At 74.2% G+C, this 18,732-nt stretch carries 15 protein-coding genes; 7 read left to right on the forward strand and 8 right to left on the reverse strand.

Translation table 11 applies throughout. The features are described from left to right. Window positions 1-165: 165 nt before the first annotated feature. Window positions 166-1,005: a serine hydrolase gene (locus JQX11_RS28030; protein WP_504739418.1), complete on the forward strand. Its 840-nt coding sequence runs from the start codon at window positions 166-168 to the stop codon at window positions 1,003-1,005. 147 nt (window positions 1,006-1,152) lie between these two features. After that, window positions 1,153-2,298 carry an MBL fold metallo-hydrolase gene (locus JQX11_RS28035; protein WP_204927933.1) on the forward strand — a complete coding sequence of 382 codons (1,146 nt, stop codon included), beginning with the start codon at window positions 1,153-1,155 and terminating at the stop codon, window positions 2,296-2,298. A gap of 22 nt (window positions 2,299-2,320) precedes the next feature. Here the strand turns inward: JQX11_RS28035 and JQX11_RS28040 are convergent, their stop codons facing one another. Then, entirely contained in the window at window positions 2,321-3,832 is a 1,512-nt protein-coding gene (locus JQX11_RS28040; RefSeq protein ID WP_204927934.1) for a deoxyguanosinetriphosphate triphosphohydrolase family protein, read from the reverse strand. A gap of 132 nt (window positions 3,833-3,964) precedes the next feature. Here JQX11_RS28040 and JQX11_RS28045 point away from each other — a divergent pair, with 132 nt between their 5' ends. Continuing rightward, window positions 3,965-6,433 (forward strand): Tex family protein, encoded by a 2,469-nt coding sequence (locus tag JQX11_RS28045; protein WP_204927935.1) that lies wholly within the window; start codon window positions 3,965-3,967, stop codon window positions 6,431-6,433. A gap of 59 nt (window positions 6,434-6,492) precedes the next feature. Then, a complete protein-coding gene (locus JQX11_RS28050; protein ID WP_204927936.1) occupies window positions 6,493-6,927 on the forward strand; it encodes a hypothetical protein in 435 nt (144 codons plus the stop codon). On the opposite strand, the gene JQX11_RS28055 is transcribed toward JQX11_RS28050, so the two are convergent. From JQX11_RS28055 to JQX11_RS28065, 3 genes are read right to left on the reverse strand one after another with little or no spacing between them, the layout of a single operon-like run. Beyond that, window positions 6,902-8,161, reverse strand: a complete 1,260-nt coding sequence (locus JQX11_RS28055; RefSeq protein ID WP_204927937.1) for a glycosyltransferase family 4 protein — start codon at window positions 8,159-8,161, stop codon at window positions 6,902-6,904. The genes JQX11_RS28050 and JQX11_RS28055 overlap by 26 nt on opposite strands. Window positions 8,162-8,166: 5 nt before the next feature. Beyond that, window positions 8,167-9,096, reverse strand: a complete 930-nt coding sequence (locus JQX11_RS28060) for an NAD-dependent epimerase/dehydratase family protein (RefSeq protein WP_204927938.1) — start codon at window positions 9,094-9,096, stop codon at window positions 8,167-8,169. Further along, entirely contained in the window at window positions 9,093-9,875 is a 783-nt protein-coding gene (locus JQX11_RS28065; RefSeq protein ID WP_204927939.1) for a sugar transferase, read from the reverse strand. Before JQX11_RS28065 ends, JQX11_RS28060 begins: the two co-directional genes overlap by 4 nt. A 220-nt stretch (window positions 9,876-10,095) precedes the next feature. Between JQX11_RS28065 and JQX11_RS28070 the strand changes: the two genes are divergently transcribed. The 3 genes from JQX11_RS28070 to JQX11_RS33510 are packed head-to-tail and all read left to right on the forward strand — an operon-like array spanning window position 10,096 to window position 13,659. After that, a complete protein-coding gene (locus tag JQX11_RS28070) occupies window positions 10,096-11,139 on the forward strand; it encodes a polysaccharide biosynthesis protein (RefSeq protein ID WP_204927940.1) in 1,044 nt (347 codons plus the stop codon). After that, entirely contained in the window at window positions 11,136-12,134 is a 999-nt protein-coding gene (locus JQX11_RS28075; RefSeq protein ID WP_204927941.1) for a dTDP-4-dehydrorhamnose reductase family protein, read from the forward strand. Before JQX11_RS28070 ends, JQX11_RS28075 begins: the two co-directional genes overlap by 4 nt. 55 nt (window positions 12,135-12,189) lie before the next feature. Continuing rightward, the gene (locus JQX11_RS33510; RefSeq protein ID WP_204927942.1) at window positions 12,190-13,659 is read left to right on the forward strand and encodes an O-antigen ligase family protein; all 1,470 of its coding nucleotides are present in this window, start codon (window positions 12,190-12,192) and stop codon (window positions 13,657-13,659) included. Between the two features lie 56 nt (window positions 13,660-13,715). Here the strand turns inward: JQX11_RS33510 and JQX11_RS28085 are convergent, their stop codons facing one another. The 4 genes from JQX11_RS28085 to JQX11_RS28100 are packed head-to-tail and all read right to left on the reverse strand — an operon-like array spanning window position 13,716 to window position 18,593. Beyond that, entirely contained in the window at window positions 13,716-14,969 is a 1,254-nt protein-coding gene (locus JQX11_RS28085; protein WP_204927943.1) for a glycosyltransferase, read from the reverse strand. Window positions 14,970-14,974: 5 nt separating this feature from the next. Continuing rightward, entirely contained in the window at window positions 14,975-16,165 is a 1,191-nt protein-coding gene (locus JQX11_RS28090; RefSeq protein WP_204927944.1) for a glycosyltransferase, read from the reverse strand. Next, window positions 16,150-17,640 (reverse strand): lipopolysaccharide biosynthesis protein, encoded by a 1,491-nt coding sequence (locus JQX11_RS28095; protein ID WP_204927945.1) that lies wholly within the window; start codon window positions 17,638-17,640, stop codon window positions 16,150-16,152. The genes JQX11_RS28090 and JQX11_RS28095 overlap by 16 nt, the downstream gene beginning before the upstream one ends. Continuing rightward, on the reverse strand, window positions 17,637-18,593 hold the full coding sequence (locus tag JQX11_RS28100; protein WP_204927946.1) for an NAD-dependent epimerase/dehydratase family protein: 957 nt from the start codon (window positions 18,591-18,593) through the stop codon (window positions 17,637-17,639). Before JQX11_RS28100 ends, JQX11_RS28095 begins: the two co-directional genes overlap by 4 nt. Window positions 18,594-18,732: the final 139 nt, after the last annotated feature.

An 18,732-nucleotide genomic window follows, 5' to 3' on the forward strand; every position in this document is an offset into this window, starting at 1 on the left:
ACCGCAGGACGGCGCTGGGTCTCGGCACGGCCGCCACGGCCGGAGCGGTGCTCGTCGGCGCTCCGGCGTCGGCCGCCGCCCGCCCCGGCAAGTCCGCCACCGCCCAGGCGAGCCCGGAACTCGTCGCCCCCCCGGATCGCCGCGGCCTTCCAGCGGGAGAAGTCGCTGACCGGCGGCAACTGGCAGGTCCACCTCAGCCTGGAGAACGGCGTCACCCCGCTGGTCGCGGTCTCCGAGTCCGCCGACCGGCGGGTCGAGGCGTACAGCGTCAACAAGATCGCGGTGGCCGTCGCGGTGCTCGACCGGATCGACCGGGGGCTGCTCACCCTCGACCAGCGGGTCGAGGTGGCCGCCTCGACCGTGGTGCCCGGCGGGGACGGCATCTTCGTCCTGGACACCGCCTACCCCAGTTCCGTCACCGTCGGGCACGTGCTGGCCAACCTGCTCACCGTCTCCGACGACACCGCGTCGCGGCTGTGCGGCCTGGTCTGCCCGGCCGCCGAGATCAACCGCACCCTCGCCGCGAAGGGCTTCCCCAACACCCAGGTGCAGCCACTGTCCGACCCCCACCGGTTCTATCTCGGCACCAGCACCGCCCGGGAGACGCACGCGCTGCTGCGCGCCCTGGTCGCCGGCACGTTGCTGTCGCCGTCGTCGACCGCCCTCGTGCTCAAGCTGTTGCGCTCCCCGGTCGCCTTCACCGACGGCATCCGGCGCACCATGTCCTCGGCGGAGCGGGCCCGGGTGGCCACCAAGGCGGGCTGGTTCGTCGACGCCCGGCACGAGGCCGGTGTGGTCTTCGACACCACCGGGGCGGCCGTGCTGACCTACGTGCTCTTCGCCGACGGCCAGGCCGACCGGGACAACTTCGGCGCCACCCACCCGGTGGTGCAGGCCCGGGCCCGGCTCGGCCGGTTCTTCCTGGACGCCACCGCGCAGCTGAGGGGCACCGCCGACGCGCCCCGGCACCGGGTGGCCCGGCAGCGACCCAGCAACGGCGGCTGACCACCCGGGCCCGCACCACCCGGGCCCGGGTCGTCCGCCGGCCCGCCAGCCGGCCACCCGAAGCGGGGCGGACCGTGGCTCGACGTGGGCGGGAGCGGTCGACGGTGACTACCGTGTACTGCGGGACACCGGCGAGGGGGACGACACATGGGGAAAGCGGCGGAGCGCACGGCCGGGCGGACGATCGGCGGGCAGCTGTGGCGGGCGGCAGGGCTGGCCGCGCTCGCGGGGCTGGCGTGGACGGCCCGGGACGTGCCGGCGGCGCTGGGCGGCCGGCTGACCGGCGCACGGGCTGAACGGGCCGCCCGCTCCGCGCAGTTCCGCGACGGCACCTTCCACAACCGGGTCGCCACCCGCACCATGCCCGGCGGTGATCCCGACCGTAACCTGCTGCGGGAACTGCTCTTCGGTCCGCAGCGTCGCCGCCCGACCGCACCGGTCCCGTTGCTGCGGCCCGCCCCCGCCCCGACCACCGACGTCGAGCGGGAGCTGAACGTCGTCTGGTACGGCCACGCCTCGACCCTGATCGAGATCGAGGGGCACCGGGTGCTGATCGACCCGGTGTGGAGCGACAGGTGCTCGCCGTCGGCCGTGGTGGGGCCGAAGCGGCTGCACGAGCCCCCGGTACGCCTCGACGAACTGCCCACGGTCGACGCGATCCTCATCTCCCACGACCACTACGACCACCTCGACATGGCCACCGTCCGGGAGCTGGTCCGCCGGCAGTCGGCGCCGTTCCTGGTGCCGCTGGGCGTCGGCGCGCACCTCGACCGGTGGGGGGTGCCCGACGACCGGATCATCGAGCTGGACTGGTCGCAGGGGCACCGGGTCGGTGGCCTGGAGATCACTGCGACCGCCGCCCAGCACTTCTCCGGCCGGGGGCTGCGCCGCGACGGCACGCTGTGGAGTTCCTGGGTGGTCGCCGGGGCGCACCGGAAGGTCTTCTACACCGGCGACTCCGGCTACTTCGACGGGTACGCCGAGATCGGCGCGGAGCACGGGCCGTTCGACGTGACGCTGATGCAGATCGGCGCGTACGACCGGGCCTGGCCGGGCATCCACATGTTCCCCGAGGAGGCGGTCGCCGCCCACCTCGACCTGCGCGGCGACCTGCTCCTGCCGGTGCACTGGGCCACCTTCAACCTGGCCCTGCACGACTGGTCCGAGCCGGTGGACCGGCTCTGGGCCGAGGCCAAGGCGCGCGGCGTACGGCTGGCCGTGCCCCGTCCCGGCGAGCGGGTGGTGGTCGACGACCCGTCGGCGGTCGACGGCTGGTGGCAGACGATCGCCTGACCACAGGCCCCACGCCCGCCGCTCAGAGCACGAAGGCGTCGGTCCACAGCGCGCCGGAGCGGCCCGACAACACGTCCAGCATCGCCGCCGCCTGCCCGTCGGTGAGCTGGGCGACGAAGTCGACGATGGCCCGGCCCCGGGCCCGGGAGATCCGGTCCGGGGTACGCGGGTGCAGCTCCGCCTCGGCCAGCTCGACCAGGTCGGGCAGGCGGCGGGGCAGCCGGGACTCCTCCTCGGGGTCGAGCAGCCACTCCCACAGCGACTCGACCAGGGTGCCCAGCAGCCGGGCCTGGCCCCGCTGGTGCAGGGCCAGGTCGGGGCGGGCCAGCACGAAGCGGTGGTGGACGAACTTGAGCACCTGCACCTCGTGCCACTGAGCGCGGGCCAGCAGGACGTGCCCGGAGCGCACGTCCGGGGCGGCGGTCACCGTGATCGCGTCGACCAGCCGGGTGGTCCACCGGGCCGAGAACCGGGCCACGTACTGCTCCGCCTCGATCGAGCCGTCGAAGGGCAGCGCCAGCAGCCCGTCCACCAGTTCCTCGCGGACGTGCTCGACGGCGGCGGCGAACGCGTCGTCGTCGGCGATCCAAGCGTCCTTGCGGTGCAGCTGCCGGCGCAGCGCCTCGATCGCCGAGCCGGGTCGGCGGGCCGCGCCGGCCAGCGCGGCGTCGGTGACCGCGCGCAGGTGTCCGCCCTCGCGCTGCCAGGCCATCAGCTCGGCGGCGACGGTGCCCTGCTGGAGCACCCCCACCCGGTAGAAGTCCTCCACGTCGTGGATGGCGTACGCGATGTCGTCGGCGGTGTCCATCACCGACGCCTCGACGGTCTGCTGCCACTGCGCGATCCGCCCGGCGAACGGCGCGCGGGCCTGCCGCAGGTCGGCGAGTTCCGTGCCGTACGCGCCGAACTTCAGCGAGCCGCTGTCCGGGTCGTCGGGTGGGGCGGCGGCACCCCGGGGCGCGGGACGCAGGTGCCGGGGGTGCGGGTCGGGGTGGTCCAGCCGGGTCCACGGGTACTTCAGCATCGCCGCCCGGACGGCGGCGGTCAGATCGAGGCCCGTGGTGGCCGCGCCGCGAATCTCGGTGCTGGTGACGATCCGGTACGACTGGGCGTTGCCCTCGAAGCCGTCGGCCAGCCCGAGCCGCTGCCGGGCCAGCCGGTCGAGCACCCGTTCCCCCAGGTGCCCGAACGGCGGGTGGCCGAGGTCGTGGGCGAGGGCGGCGGCCTCCACCACGTCCGGGTCGCAGCCGCCCAGCTTGTCCAGCAGGTCCCGGTGCGTCGGGTCGGCGGTCAGCCGTTCGGCGATCGCGCGGGCCACCTGGGCGACCTTGAGACTGTGGGTGAGCCGGTTGTGCACCAGCAGCCCGGAGCCGACCGGGCTGATCACCTGGGTCACCCCGCCGAGCCGGGCGAAGAACGGTGAGGCGACGATCCGGTCCCGGTCGGCCCGGAACGGGCTCGCGGCCAGGTCGCCGAGGGCTCGGGCGCTGCCACCGAAGAGCCGACGGGCACGCGGGTCCGCAGGTTGCTCCATGATCGCCACGCTAGCGCAGCCGACCGCCCGGCTGCCGCGTCCCGCACCGGGTCACCGGCGGGGGTGGCACACCGCGTCGGGGGTGGGCGGCACAATGCAGCAGGGAACCCGAAACGAAGGCGGATCAACATCGTGACCCAGTCAGTCCATCAGCGGATCGCCGACGAGCTCGGCGTCGCCGAGCGCCAGGTGCGCGCGGCCGTGGAGCTGCTCGACGGCGGCGCGACCGTGCCGTTCATCGCCCGTTACCGCAAGGAGGCCACCGGCCTGCTCGACGACGCCCAGCTGCGCACCCTCGAGGAGCGGCTGCGCTACCTGCGGGAGCTGGACGAGCGGCGGGCCGCGGTGCTGGAGTCGATCCGCAGCCAGGGCAAGCTGGACGAGGCGCTGGAAGCGCAGATCATGGCGGCCGACTCGAAGTCCCGGCTGGAGGACATCTACCTGCCCTACAAGCCCAAGCGGCGGACCCGGGCGCAGATCGCCCGGGAGGCCGGGCTGGAGCCGCTGGCCGAGACGCTGCTCGGCGACCCGACCCGGGACCCGAAGGAGACGGCCGCCGGGTTCGTCGACGCCGGGCGCGGGGTGGCCGACGCCGCCGCCGCGCTGGAGGGCGCGCGGGCCATCCTCATCGAGCGGTTCGCCGAGGACGCCGATCTGATCGGCGCCCTGCGCGAGCAGATGTGGTCGCGGGGCCGGCTGGTCGCCCGGGTACGCGACGGGCAGCAGGACACCGGCGCGAAGTTCGCCGACTACTTCGACTTCGCCGAGCCGTACCCGAAGCTGCCCTCGCACCGCATCCTGGCGATGTTCCGGGGCGAGAAGGAGGGCGTGCTCGACCTCACCATGGCCCCCGACGCCGAGGAGGACCCGGACGCCCCGCCCACCGGCCCGACCCGCTACGAGGCGGCCATCGCCGGCCGGTTCGGCATCAGCGACGCGGGCCGGCCCGCCGACCGGTGGCTGGCCGACACGGTGCGCTGGGCGTGGCGTACCCGGATCCTGATCCACCTCGGGGCCGACCTGCGGATGCGGTTGTGGCAGGCGGCCGAGGAGGAGGCGGTCCGGGTCTTCGCCACCAACCTGCGCGACCTGCTGCTCGCCGCCCCGGCCGGCAGCCGCGCCACGATGGGTCTCGACCCGGGTCTGCGGACCGGGGTGAAGGTGGCGGTGGTCGACGCCACCGGCAAGGTGGTCGCCACCGACACGATCTACCCGCACGAGCCACGTCGACAGTGGGACGCCTCGATCGAGACGCTGGCCCGGCTGGCCGGGGCACACCGGGTGGAGCTGGTCGCGATCGGCAACGGCACCGCCAGCCGGGAGACCGACAAGCTCGCCGCCGACCTGATCAAGCGGTATCCGCAGCTCGGTCTGACCAAGGTGATGGTCTCCGAGGCCGGCGCGTCGGTCTACTCCGCCTCCGCGTACGCCTCGCAGGAACTACCCACGTTGGACGTGTCGCTGCGCGGGGCGGTCTCCATCGCCCGCCGGCTACAGGACCCGCTGGCCGAGCTGGTCAAGATCGACCCGCGCTCGATCGGCGTCGGCCAGTACCAGCACGACCTGTCCGAGGTGAAGCTGTCCCGCTCGCTGGACGCGGTGGTGGAAGACTGCGTCAACGGCGTCGGGGTGGACGTCAACACCGCCTCCGCCCCGCTGCTGACCCGGGTCTCCGGCATCGGTGCCGGGCTCGCCGAGAACATCGTGCTGCACCGGGACGCCAACGGGCCGTTCCGCACCCGCGCCGAGCTGAAGAAGGTGGCCCGGCTCGGCCCGAAGGCGTTCGAGCAGTGCGCCGGCTTCCTGCGCATCCCCGGCGGTGACGACCCGCTCGACTCGTCCAGCGTGCACCCGGAGGCATACCCGGTGGTGCGGCGCATCCTGGCCAGCACCGGGCAGGACCTGCGCTCGCTGATCGGGAAGTCGGCCCTCCTGCGCGGGCTGCGGGCCACCGACTTCGTCGACGACACCTTCGGCCTGCCCACCGTCACCGACATCCTCGCCGAGCTGGAGAAGCCCGGCCGGGACCCGCGACCGGAGTTCCGTACCGCCACCTTCGTCGAGGGGGTGGAGAAGATCGGCGACCTCACCCCCGGGATGCTGCTGGAGGGCGTGGTCACCAACGTCGCCGCGTTCGGCGCGTTCGTCGACGTGGGCGTACACCAGGACGGCCTGGTGCACGTCTCGGCGATGTCGCACACCTTCGTCAAGGACCCGCGCGACGTGGTGAAGTCCGGTGACGTGGTCCGGGTCAAGGTGCTCGACGTCGACGTGCCGCGCAAGCGGATCTCGTTGACCCTGCGGCTGGACGACGAGGTGCCGGCGGGCGGTGGCCGACCGGCCACCGACGGGCAACGGCGCGAGCGCGGCACCCCCCAGGGCGGGCGCGGCGACACCCCGGGCGGCCGGCGCGGCGGCGCGGCCGGGTCCGGCGGCACGGCCAGGTCCGGCGGCACGGCCGGGTCCGGCGGCCAGCGGGAGCAGTGGAGCGGTTCCCGGGGCGGGCCGCAGCAACGGCAGGGCCAGGGCCGGGGCGGCTCCGCGTTGGCACCCGCCAACGACGCGATGGCCGAGGCGTTGCGCCGGGCCGGCCTGGCCTGACCCCCGTCGCCCCGCCCGGCACCCACCGGGCGGGGCGTCGGTGGGCGTACCGTCGCGGCATGGACGGTGACGGCGATCCGCAGTGGCGGGAGCGGCAACAGCGGGCGGTCCGGGCGCACGCGGCGGCCGACGCCCGTCGGCGCGACGGCGAGCACGCGCAGGCCGAGGAACTGGTGGCCCGGTTCACGGCCGAGGCGACCCGGCGCGGGCTGCGCACCACCCGCCTGGTGGCCCGGGGCTACGACGGGCGGGGCCGGTACCGGACCGGGCTGACCGGCTGGTACGTCGACCGGGCCGGCCTGCGCGCGGTCGCCGTCGACGGCCGGTTCTACCTGCTCACCGTGCCGTCGGGCGTGCGCGCGCGGCTGTTCGGCGTCGACGTGCCGCCGGCCCGGCCGCCCCTGGTCGTCGGGCGCGGCGGACGCGACGGCGAGTCGATCCCGCTGGCCGACCTGCTCACCCGCCGGCTCACCGCCGGCGACGACTGGCCCTGAACCCCGGGTCCGCCACCATCTCGCGCAGGGTCCGCTCGACCCGGTCGGCACCCACGGCCACGGAGAACATCCGGTCGTAGTACGCCCGGCCGGCCTGCCCGAGCAGTTCCAGCTTCTCCCGGCCCAGGTCGCAGACCTCACGCAGGGCGTCGGCGATCGAGTCGGGGTCACCGGGCCGGGCGGTGATCCCCGCGCCGCTGTCCCGCGCCACCGCGGCGGCGTCGCCCTCCGCGGCGACCAGCAGCGCCCGTCCGGCGGCGAGGGTCGCCTGCACCTTGCTCGGCATCGTGTACGCGGACATGCCGCCCCGACGCAGGCTCACGTAGTGGACGTCACCGGTGGCCATCAGCGCGGGCATCCGTTCCCGGGGCAACTGCCCGAGGAACCGGACGTTGGACGCGCCCACCGCCGTGGCCCGGCGACGCAGCCGGTCCTGCGTGGTGCCGGAGCCGGCGATCAGGCACACCAGCCGGGGGTCGTCGGTACGGGCACAGGCGTCGACCAGCGAGTCGAGCCCCTGCGCCTCGCCGAGCGCGCCCGCGTACACCAGCACCACCTGGTCGGGCCGGAGCCCGAGTTCGGCGCGCAGGTCGGCGGCGCGGACACCCAACGTCTCGTCCGCCCACACCGGTATGTGCACGAGCCTGTCCCGGGGCACGCCCCGGTCGGCGAGCAGGTCGGCGGCACCGGGTGCGACGTGGGCGACCCGGGAGGCGCTGCGGTACATCGCCCCGCACCAGGCGGCCATCCCCCGCTCGACGGTCCGCGACACCGGGCCGGTGCCGAGGAACCCGCTCGCGACCACGCTGTCCGGCCACAGGTCCAGCACGTGCAGCAGCACCGGCACCCGGTGCACGTAGCGGGTGAACCACATCGGCAGGGCGACGCTGATCGGCGAGTTGCCGACCCAGAGGGCGTCCAGACCGCGCAGCGCCGGGGTGCCGGAGACCAGCGCGGAGACCGCGAAGGAGCCGTAGTTCGCCATCCGGCGCAGCGCGGAACGGTCGTGGCTGGGATAGAGGGCCACCCGGCGGACCCGGGTCGCATCGACGACCTCGTCGTGGCGGCGGGCCAGCCGGTAGCCGGGGGCCAGCCGGCCGGTCGGGTAGTTCGGGAACCCGGTCAGTACCCGGACCTCGTGGCCCCGTTCGGCGAGGGCACGGGCGAGCATCCCGGGCAGGGCCGCCGGGCCGGGCTCCGGGTCGTACCACTGGGTGAGCAGACCGATCCGCATCCGCCTCACCCCGCCGCCACGCCGGCAACCGGCCGCTCCGACCGTTCGCCGTCGGCCCGCCACAGGGCGCGCAGCGATTCGGCCAGGTCGTACGCGGGGGCCCAGCCGAGCACCCGGCGGGCGCGGTCGATGTCGGCGCACATCCAGGGCACGGCGGCCGAGCGGGTGGCGTCGGGCGGGAACCCGCCGGGGCGGATCTGACCGGTGAACCCGGCCACGTCGGCCAGCAGCCGGACGACGTCGCGGGTGGCCGTCGCCCGCCCGCTGCCCACGTTGACGACCCGTTGCGCGCCGACGGGGGCGCACCGCGTCGCGGCCAGCACCGCCGTCGCCACGTCCCGCACGTCGACCAGGTCCCGGTACGTGTCGTGCAGTCCCAGGGCGATGTCGTCCGCGCCGTCGGCCATCGCCGTACGGACCATCGCGGTCGCCCGGGCCAGCATGTTGCCCGCCGGCATCCCCGGCCCGACCGGGTTGAAGACCCGCAGCACGACCGTGTCGACCCGGCCGGCGTCGCCCGCCAGCTCGGCCAGCCGGGTGGCCGCCAGGTGGCTGAGCCCGTACTCGCTCACCGGTACGGCCGGATGGTCCTCCCCGACGGTCAGACCGTGCGGCACGACGCCGTACTCCGCCGCCGAGCCGATCCGGACCAGCCGTGCACCGGGCGCGGCGACGGCCACCGCCTCGATGAGCTTCGCGGTCGTCACGACGTGCGCCTGGACGAAGTCGTGTCCGGAGCCGACGATGCGGCCCGCCGCGCTCACCACCACGTCGGGGCGTTCCCGAGCGACCAGCGCGGTCAGCTCGGACAGCTCCATCCGGGCCGGGTCGCACCGGGTGCGGGAGGGGGCCCGGACGGTGGTGTGGCCGGCCAGCGTGGCGTGGATGTGCCGGCCGAGGAATCCACCCGCGCCCAGCAGCAGCACCCGGTTCATCGGGGCCGCACGACGTCCCGGTCGTCGACCGACGACCCGGTCCGCTGGCCGGCGGCCGGCCCGTCGGCGGGCCGGTCGTCGGCGGCCGACGGAGTGTTGCCGGTGAACTCGTGCCAGGTGGCCGCGCCGGGGGCGGAGATGCCCTCCCGGGTGAGCACCACCCTGACGGTGGCCAGCAGGATCCTCAGGTCCAGCAGGAAGGACCGCCTGTCGACGTACTCGACGTCGGAGGCGAACTTCGCCTCCCAGCTCAGGGCGTTGCGTCCGCGTACCTGGGCGAGCCCGGTGATGCCCGGCCGAACGTCGTGCCGCCGGGCCTGCTCGGGGGTGTAGAGGGTCAGGTACCGCACCAGGTGCGGGCGGGGGCCGACCACGCTCATCTCGCCGCGCAGCACGTTCCAGAACTCGGGCAGCTCGTCGAGGCTGCTCGCCCGCAGCCAACGCCCCACCCGGGTGAGGCGTTGCGCGTCGGTGACCAGGCCGCGCTGCGGGTCGGGGTGGCGCATGGTGCGGAACTTCACCACCTCGAACAGTTCGCCGTGCAGGCCGGGCCGGGTGTGCCGGAACAGCACCGGACGGCCGTGGGTGACCAGCACCAGCAGGGCGACCAGGGCCAGCAGGGGCGCACCGAGGGTCAGCACGACCAGCGCGCCGAGCACGTCGAGCAGCCGCTTGCACCTGTCGTACGGGCGGCGGGTCGACGGGTCGGTCGCCCGTCCGGTCACCGGGCCGGCGTCACCGGCGCGCGGCTGTGCCGCGGGGGCAGCAACTTTGGACATGGAACAGACCTACCACCTTCCCGGCGGCCGTTCCGCAGTTTCACATTTGCCGCACCGGCGGGTCGGCAATGGTCGCCGCGCAGCACCGCGCGAAACGTGAAACGTGATTGTTCCTCCCTTTACCGGAAGCGTGCACGGTCTCGTTATCGCAACAGTATGGTCACCATTGACGAGATCGTGATCCCCGAGGATGGTCCGACGGGAAAAGGCAGGAGGAGATATGCTTTCCTCGCTTGCGGACAGGCGTTTCCTGGTCACCGGGGGCACTGGTTCGTTCGGCCAGACAATGGTTTCCCGACTGCTCGACGCCGGCGCCGCCGAGGTGCGGGTCCTCAGCCGGGACGAGTCGAAGCAGGACGCGATGCGCCACCGCCTCGGCAACGACCGGGTCCGCTACTACATCGGTGACGTGCGCGACTACGACAGCGTGCTCAAGGCCGCCCGGGGCATGGAGTTCGTCTTCCACGCCGCGGCGCTGAAGCAGGTGCCCTCCTGCGAGTTCTTCCCGCTGGAGGCGGTCCGCACGAACGTGCTCGGCAGCGCCAACGTGGTGGACGCCTGTGAACGTGTCGGGGTGGAGACGCTGGTCCTGCTGAGCACCGACAAGGCCGTCTACCCGGTCAACGCGATGGGCATGACCAAGGCGTTGATGGAAAAGGTGGCGCAGGCGCACTCCCGTAACAACGCGACGGCCCGGACCAGGGTCTGCTGCGTGCGTTACGGCAATGTCATGTACTCGCGCGGATCGGTGATTCCGTTGTTCATCGACCAGATCCTGCGCGGTGGTCTGCCGACGGTCACCGAACCGTCGATGACCCGTTTCCTGATGTCGTTGCCCGAATCGGTGGAACTGGTGGAGCACGCGTTCACCTTCGGCCAGCCGGGGGACGTGTTCATCCGCAAGGCCGACGCCTGCACCATCGGCGACCTGGCCACGGCGCTGTGCAACCTGTTCGGGGTGCCGGCGAAGTTCACCGTGCTCGGCATCCGGCACGGGGAGAAGCTCTACGAGACCCTGGCCAGCCGGGAGGAACTCGCGTTCGCCGAGGACCTCGGCGACTTCCTGCGGGTGCCGGTGGACAGCCGCGACCTCAACTACTCCCTCTACTTCGAGGAGGGCGACGTCGAGCACGGCGGGCTGGCCGACTTCCACTCGCACAACGCCCGCCGGCTGTCCGTACCCGAGATCGAGTCGTTGCTGATGACGCTGCCCGAGGTGCGCGCGCAGGTCGCCGCCGCCACGGCGGCCGTGGTGACGAGTTGAGCGCGGGCACCGAAGCCGCCCGCCCGGACCGGGTGCCCCGCCGCCGCACCGACCACCGGGCGGACCAGCGGGCCGCCGACCCGGTGCGGCGGGTCCTCGTCGTCGGGGTCACCGGCATGCTCGGGCACGCCGTGCTGCGCGAACTCGCCGACGACCCGACGCTCGACGTGCACGGCCTCGCCCGCAGCATCGACGACCGGGCGGGCTGCTACCCCCCGCACCTGCTGGCCCGCATCGTCCCGGCTGTCGACGTGACCCGGTTCGACGACGTCCGGCGGCTCGTCGACGAGCTGCGGCCCGACGTCGTCGTCAACTGCGTCGGCGTCATCAAGCAACGGCCGGACGTGCAGGACGCGGTGCCGACGGTCACCCTCAACGCGCTCTTCCCCCACCTGCTGGCCGACGCCTGCGCACAGGTCGGCGGCCGGCTCGTGCACGTCAGCACCGACTGCGTGTTCTCCGGCCGGCGGGGCGGCTACCTCGAGGACGACCTGCCCGACCCGCCCGACCTCTACGGCCGCTCCAAGCTGCTGGGCGAGGCGACGGGCGCGTCGGCGCTGACCCTGCGCACGTCGATCGTCGGGCACGAGCTGACCACCCGCCGCTCCCTGGTCGACTGGTTCCTCTCCCAACGGGGTCAGGTGCGCGGCTTCACCCGGGCGGTCTACAGCGGGGTGACGACCGTGGAGTTCGCCCGGCTGCTGCGCACGGTGGTCCTGCCCCGGCCGGAGCTGACCGGCCTCTACCACGTCGCCGCCGAACCGATCACGAAGTACGACCTGCTCCGGCTGGTCGCCGAGGTGTACGGGTGGCCCGGTGAGCTGGTGCCGGACGACACGTTCGTCTGCGACCGGTCGATGCGCGCGGACGCCCTCGCCCGCGCCACCGGTTACCGTCCGCCGAGCTGGCCGGACATGATCACCGCGCTGCACGCCGCCCGGGAACGCTGGGCGTCCGACCCGGCCCGGCCGGGCCTTGCGGGCGTACCGCGCTGACGCAGCTAGCGACCATCGCCGGCGTTGCCGGCCCGTCGGAGTCGAAGGACATCACGTGGGGAACCGAGTGGGTCAACTGTGCCTGGTCGTCGGGGCGGTCCTGGCCGTGGTGCTCACCACCGTCGCCAGCGTCACCGTCCCGCTGATCGCGGTCGGCGCGGTGGCGCTGCTGCTGCTCGCGCTGTTCGCGCTCGCGCAGCAGATGGACGGCTGGCGCTGGCTGCTGGGCCTGACCATGGCGCTGCTGGTCTGCGCCTCGTCCAAGCTGCCGGGCCTGGTGGAGGCCAGCTTCTATCCCCGGTACGCGGCGGTGGCCGCCCTGATCGTCTGGGCGCTGGGCGCGCCGGGCCGGACGGCGGCACGGGTCGACCCCTGGACCCGCCTGCTCGTCGGCGCGCTCTGGGCGATGGCCGGCCTGGCCACGGTGAGCTTCACCTGGTCGGTGGTGCCGTTGGAGACCCTGCAACGGGGGGTGGCGCTGCTCCTGCTGGCCGCGCTGGTGCACGTCCTGGTCCGCCGCCGGTGGCCCGACCGGGCGGTCATGCTGGCCGACCTGCGCATGGTCTACCTGGTGCTCAGCGGGTCCGCCCTGATCAGCCTCGGCGTCGGGTTCACCGACGGCACGCTCGTCGCCGCGTTGTCGCGGACCGACCGGTTCGAGGGCCTCTACAACAACCCCAACATGCTCAGCATCGTCTGTGCCCTGACCACGCCGCTGGGCTGGGCGGTCTACCGGCAGTCGCGCCGGCGGGTGGAACTGCTCGGCATGGTGCCGGCCGTCGCCTGCCTGCTGCTGTCGCAGTCCCGCACCGGTCTGATCGCCGTGCTCGCCGGGGCCTGTTGGGTCGTGCTGCGCAACGGGCTGGGCCGGGTGGTCCGGCTGGGCGCCGGACTGGCCGTGGGGCTGCTGGTGGCGTACCTGTTCAACCTGCTGCCGGTCCTGTTCACCGGCCCCTGGGTGCGGCAGCTCGTGCTGCGCTTCACCGACCCCACCGGCGGTGACCTGTCCAACGGCCGCACCGAGATGTGGCAGGCCACCGTGGACCTGTGGTGGCAGAACCGCCCCACCCTGGGCTTCGGGTACGCCTCCCGCAACCACCTGTTCGCCCTCGCCAGCCTCGACGAGTCCTTCGGGACCGGGGTGAGCGTGGTGCACAACAGCTACCTGCAACTGCTGCTGGAGTTGGGGCTCGCCGCCGTGGCACCGCTGGTGCTGCTGCTGCTGGCCGTCGGACGGGTCGCCCTGCGCTCCCCGGTGCGCCGGGCCGACTCCGGGCTGGTCTGGCTCGTCGTCACCGGCCTGCTGATCCAGATCACCGAGTCGGCCATCTTCGGCACCGGGCAGACGTACCCGTACGTGTTCTGGTGCGTGGTCGCCGGGGTGCTGCTGCACCTGCCCGGCGAACGCGCCGACGCCGACGGACCGGACGCGGACCCGGCGGCGACCCCGACGACGGCGGCCCCGCCGGGGGTCGCTGCCCCGGCCGGCGACCTGACCCGCCTGCCGGTCCCCGCCCTGCGCTGAGGTCACCCGACGGTGGGCGTCCCGACCGGGACGCCCACCGCTCGTCCGTGCCCGGCTCAGCGCCGCTCGTCGGCCACCAGGAAGGCGCTGACCTCGTCCCGCCAGGCGCGGTGGTCGAACGACCCGCGGGCCCGGGACCGGGCGGCCCGGCTCATCGCCGTCCACTCCTCGTCGCGCAGCCGCAGCGCCCGCTCGATCCCCCACCGCACGTCGTCCGGCCCGTTGCCGTCGAGCACTAGCCCCTCGACGCCGTCGTGCACGTGGGCGGCCAGGTCGCTGGTGTGGTTGAGCAGCACCGGGCAGCCGGCGGCGAGGCTCTCCGGCACCTTGGACGGGAAGCCGTTGGCCGCGTACCCGCCGGTGGGGCGGACCAGCATCGAGAAGTGCGACTCCGCGAGCAGCGTCAGCACGGTGTCGCGGGGCACCCGACCGAGGAACCGCACCTCGGCGACGATCCCGTCGAGGACCGCGACGTCCAGGTCGGAGTGGGTGGCGGCATCCTCGCGGGTGACCCCGGCGATGGTGAGGCTGACCCGGCGCTGCTGCTGCGGGGTGAGCCGGCTGATTCCGCGCAGGATCACGTCCAGCATGTCCTTGCGGCCGGGGGTGCCGGCGTAGAGCAGCCGCAGGCCGGTGGCGAGCGCGGGTGGCCGGGAGGTCGGGAAGTCGTCGCAGTCCACCTGCGGCGGCACTACCAGCACCGTCATCCCGTGCCCGGTGAGGTAGCCGGCCAACGTGGTGGAGACCGCGGTGGCCCGGTCGACCAGCCGGGCGGCCAGGAACGTCGACCACCGGTGCCGGACGTAGTACGGGGTGAGCCAGCCGTGGCGGAACTGCCGCCGGTCGTGGCGCTCGCTGGCGTCGACCACCACCGGGCAGCGCAGCGCGAGCCGCAGGACCGCCCAGTTGCCCAGTGTCATCAGCGCCATCGGGAGCAGCACCACGCTCACGTCGCCCCGGCGTACCCCCTGCCGGCGGGCGGCCCGCAGCACGCGGACCGGGCGGGCCAGCCGGGCCGGCAGCCGGGTGAGCCGGTGCCGGCCCCGCACGTGCAGGGTGACCAGGTCGACGCCGGCCGGCTCGGGTGACCGGGCGGGGAAGGCCAGTTCGCAGGGCCAGTCGTTGACGACGAGCGTGCGGGTGCCCTCGGGCGCGGCAGACCGGGCGAGCTGCAACAGCCGGTTGGAGGTGGCGTCGCCGTGCGGGAAGGCGTAGGCCCCGACGAGCAGCGGACGCGGTGGGCCGGTCCGCCCGGTCGGTCCGCCGTCGGGCAGGGGTCGCCGACCCGCGACCACGGTCTGTTCGTTCATCTCTGTCACCGTCCCGAGCCGACCGGTGGCCGGCTGCTCTGTCGTGGCGTGCGGTCCGCCGCCGCCCACCGGTGGTAGATCTCCAGGTGGGTGGTGGCTGCCGTGTCGATGGCGAAGGCGCTCTGGAAGAACCGGTCGGCGGCCACCGCGGGGGCGGTCGACGCGGTGTACGCCGCCGCCCGGCCCACCGCCCGCGCCCACACCTGCGGCGGGGCGTCGACCCCGACGACGGTCACGCCGGGCAGCCGCTCGTCGATGAAACGCACGCCCGGCAGGTCGGCGGCGACCGTGCCGACGCCCAACGCGACGGGCTCCAGCACTCCCCCGGGCAGCCCCTCCAGGCAGGACGGGTGGACGACGACGTCGGCCTGCCGTAGCAGCCCGCCCACGTCGTCACGGGGACCCAGCAGGTGCACCCGGTCGCCCAGCCCGGCGGCGTCCGCCGCCGCGCGGACCCGCTCGTCGTCGGCCGGGTCACCCGGTCCGACGAGCACCGCGTGCGCGGACACGCCCCGGTCACGCAGCGCGGCCAGGATCGGCGGCAGCAGCCAGCGGCGTTTCTCGGGTGAGGCCCGGCCCACGGTCACGCAGACCAGGTCGGCCGGTCCCGCGCCGATCAGGGCCCGCAGGTCGTCGGGGCTGGGGCGACGGAGCCGGTCGAGGTCGAGCCCGTTGAGCACCACCCGGCACCGGGGGTCGGCCCGCCAGCCCGGGTGGTAACCGAACGTCAGCGAGCTGGGCGAGACACCGAGGATGTCGGTGGCGCAGACGCGCAGCAGCCGCCCGCAGGCCCACCGGTAGACCCGGCGGCGCAGGGTGCGCGAGGCGTTGTCGTCGCCCCGGAAGTGCGCGACCCGCCCGGGTACGCCGCGCAGCGCGCCCAGTGCGAGCGGCACGCCCGAGAAGTTGGCGCAGTCGGCGTGCACCACGTCCGGGCGCAGCCGCCCGAGCAGCCGCAGGAACCGCAGCGGGAAGCGCGGGTCGAGGGGGATCGCGGTGACGCTGCCGCCGTGCCGGGCGACGACGTCGGCCAGCGGTCCCGGGCCGATCCGGTCGCTGAGCGTCACCAGGTGCAGGTCGACGCCGCCGGCCGCGAGCCGGGGCAGCAGTTCGGCGGTACGCATCTCGGTGCCGCCGAAGTTCAGCTCGCCGACGACCCGCAGCACCCGCAGCCGGCCGGTCACGACGGACCGCACCGGGCCAGCGCCCGCCGGTAGCCCACCAGCGCGGCCGGCACCATGGTCGACAGGTACGCGACGCAGGCCGCCGCCGGCAACCCGGCCAGGCCGAACTGGCGCAGCCCCCAGACCTTGAGCACGGTGGCCAGCACCAGGAACGCCGCCCATCCGACGAACTGCGGCCGGAGCAGGCCGATGCTGTTCTGCACCATGATCAGCGGGGAGGTGACCGCGACCAGCAGCGACCACCCGGCCAGTCCGACGAGGACGGGCAGCCGGATCGTCGACCGGTCGACGGACCCGAGCCAGAGCGCGATCAACCGGTGGCCCGTCCCGACCAGCGCCAACCCGACCGAGCCCACCACCACCCCGTAGAGCAGCACCATGCGCCGGGTGTTGCGGCGTACCCAGTCCACCTCGCCCCGGGCCAGGGCGGCGCCGTTGACCGGCCAGACCGTCATGCCCACCAGCCCGACGAAGACCCACAGCACGCCGAACAGCTTCCCCACGACCGCGTAGTGCGCCGCCGCCGCGAGCCCCAGCACGTTGGCGACCAGCGGGTTGTCCACGTTCAGCGCGATCGACGACATCGTGGTGAGCACGAAGAACCGCACGCCCAGCCGGAGCAGGCCGACGACGGTGTCGCGGTGCACGAGTCGCGGCCCCGGCCGGTGTGCCGGCGGGCAGGACCAGAAGTAGGTGACGGTGTTGAGCAGGTTGGTCACCGGCACCGCCAGCACCGCACCGGCGACGACCACCAGCGGTGGCCAGCCGGCGGTGATGGCGGCGAGCACCACGGCCAGGGCGGCCAGGGCCCCGGCCGACTGCCAGGCGTTGCTCTGCACCATCTGGCCACGGGCGTACTGCACCCGCTGGACCAGCGAGAGCGGGATGTTGACGACGAAGGCGCCGAAGCAGATCAGGACCAGGGTGGGGGTCTGCGCGGCGACGCCCGGGTCACCGACGGCGAACAGCTCCACCCAGGGCACCACCGGCGTCACCACCAGCAGGGCGGTCAGCAGCAGCACCGCGACCACGCCGAGGGTGGCGAACGCGCCGGAGATCTCCCGGGCCTGCTGGCGGGGGTCGTCGGCCAGTTGGCCGAGCCGGGTGAGCAGCCCGTTGCCCAGCCCCAGGTCGGCGAACCAGGCCATCCCGGTGAGCGCGGTGATCGCCATCCATAGGCCGTACCGCTGCTCGCCGAGGTACCGGAAGCAGGCGGGGGTCATCACCAGCGGCGCGGCCAGGCCGATCCCCTTGGCCACCATCGCGGTGGCGATGCCCACCGTGACGGTCCGGTCCCGGCCCGGCCCCGACGCCGGGAAGCCGGCCGGCGGCGCGGCGGCGGCCACCGTCCCGGCAGTGACCATCGTGGGGGCAGCGGCCGTCGTGGCGGTCGCGGCGGTCGCCGTCGTGGCTTCGGCCTTGGCGGCTTCGGCCGTCGCGGCGGTGGGGGCCGTGCCGGCGGCGGCCCGGCCCACGGCCCGGGTCACCGGAGGGTGGCGGGGGCGACGGCCAGCCGCTCGGCCAGCCACTCGGCCGTGGCCCGCAGTCCCTGCCGGCGCGCCACCGGGGTGACGTCCGGGAACAACTCCCGCAGGGCGGTGTTGTCGGCCAGCGAGTGCGGGACGTCCCCGGTACGCGGTGCCACGTGTTCCCGGGCGATCGGCCGGCCGAACAGCTCCTCCAACTCGTCGAGGACCTGGAGCAGGCTGGCCCGCGCGCCGAAGGCGAGGTTGACCGGATGCGGATGGTGCACCCGGCGGCGCAGCGCGTCGAGGATCACCTCGCAGACCGTGCCCACGTAGGTGAAGTCGCGGGACTGGGTGCCGTCGCCGTGCACCTCGACCGGCTCACCGCGCAGGGCGGCGTGGGTGAACCGGGGGATGACGGCCGCGTACGGGTGGTCGTGGCGCTGCCCGGGGCCGAACACGTTGAAGAACCGGAACGCCAGCGTGGGCAGCCCGAACGACGCCTGGTGGGCCAGCGCGTACGCCTCGGTGGCGAGTTTGCTGGCCGCGTACGGGCTCATCGGGCGGGTCCAGGTCAGCTCCGCCTTGGGCAGTGCCGGGTTCATCCCGTACACCGACGAGGAGGAGGCGACCAGCACGTGCCCCACGTCGTGCCGGCGGGCCGCCTCCAGCACCATCAGCGTGCCGGTGGCGTTGGCGTGGTGGGAGGCGAGCGGGTCACGCAGCGACCGGGGCACGCTGGGCAGCGCGGCCAGGTGGACCACCGCCTCCCGGCCCGCCATCGCCGCGTCCAGGGCCGCCGGGTCCAGGATCGACCCCTCGACGAGGTCGACGTCCAGCCCGGCGAGGTTGCCGCGCAGCCCCACCGAGAAGTCGTCGAGGACGCTGACCTCCTTGACGGCCGGCTCGGCGAGCGCGGCGCGGGCCAGGTTGGCGCCGATGAAACCGGCACCACCCGTGATCAGAATGCGCATGAACCACCCCCATGTACGCACATCACCTGTACATCGAGCCGGGACACGGCGCGTTACGGCGGCGGCGCGAAATTCACCCTGCCCACGGTGGGGACACCGGCCTCCGGGCGGGCCGGCATCCGCCGAACGGCCGACGGTG

Origin of the sequence: Micromonospora humida, from assembly GCF_016901255.1 — a bacterium.
GTDB lineage: Bacteria > Actinomycetota > Actinomycetes > Mycobacteriales > Micromonosporaceae > Micromonospora > Micromonospora wenchangensis.

What these genes read in the sequence shown, in the direction of transcription:
- JQX11_RS28035 (WP_204927933.1), top strand. Translation starts at nt 1,153, where the DNA reads ATGGGGAAAGCGGCGGAGCGCACGGCCGGGCGGACGATCGGCGGGCAG.
- JQX11_RS28040 (WP_204927934.1), bottom strand. Translation starts at nt 3,832, where the DNA reads ATGGAGCAACCTGCGGACCCGCGTGCCCGTCGGCTCTTCGGTGGCAGC.
- JQX11_RS28050 (WP_204927936.1), top strand. Translation starts at nt 6,493, where the DNA reads ATGGACGGTGACGGCGATCCGCAGTGGCGGGAGCGGCAACAGCGGGCG.
- JQX11_RS28055 (WP_204927937.1), bottom strand. Translation starts at nt 8,161, where the DNA reads ATGCGGATCGGTCTGCTCACCCAGTGGTACGACCCGGAGCCCGGCCCG.
- JQX11_RS28060 (WP_204927938.1), bottom strand. Translation starts at nt 9,096, where the DNA reads ATGAACCGGGTGCTGCTGCTGGGCGCGGGTGGATTCCTCGGCCGGCAC.
- JQX11_RS28065 (WP_204927939.1), bottom strand. Translation starts at nt 9,875, where the DNA reads ATGTCCAAAGTTGCTGCCCCCGCGGCACAGCCGCGCGCCGGTGACGCC.
- JQX11_RS28070 (WP_204927940.1), top strand. Translation starts at nt 10,096, where the DNA reads ATGCTTTCCTCGCTTGCGGACAGGCGTTTCCTGGTCACCGGGGGCACT.
- JQX11_RS28085 (WP_204927943.1), bottom strand. Translation starts at nt 14,969, where the DNA reads ATGAACGAACAGACCGTGGTCGCGGGTCGGCGACCCCTGCCCGACGGC.
- JQX11_RS28100 (WP_204927946.1), bottom strand. Translation starts at nt 18,593, where the DNA reads ATGCGCATTCTGATCACGGGTGGTGCCGGTTTCATCGGCGCCAACCTG.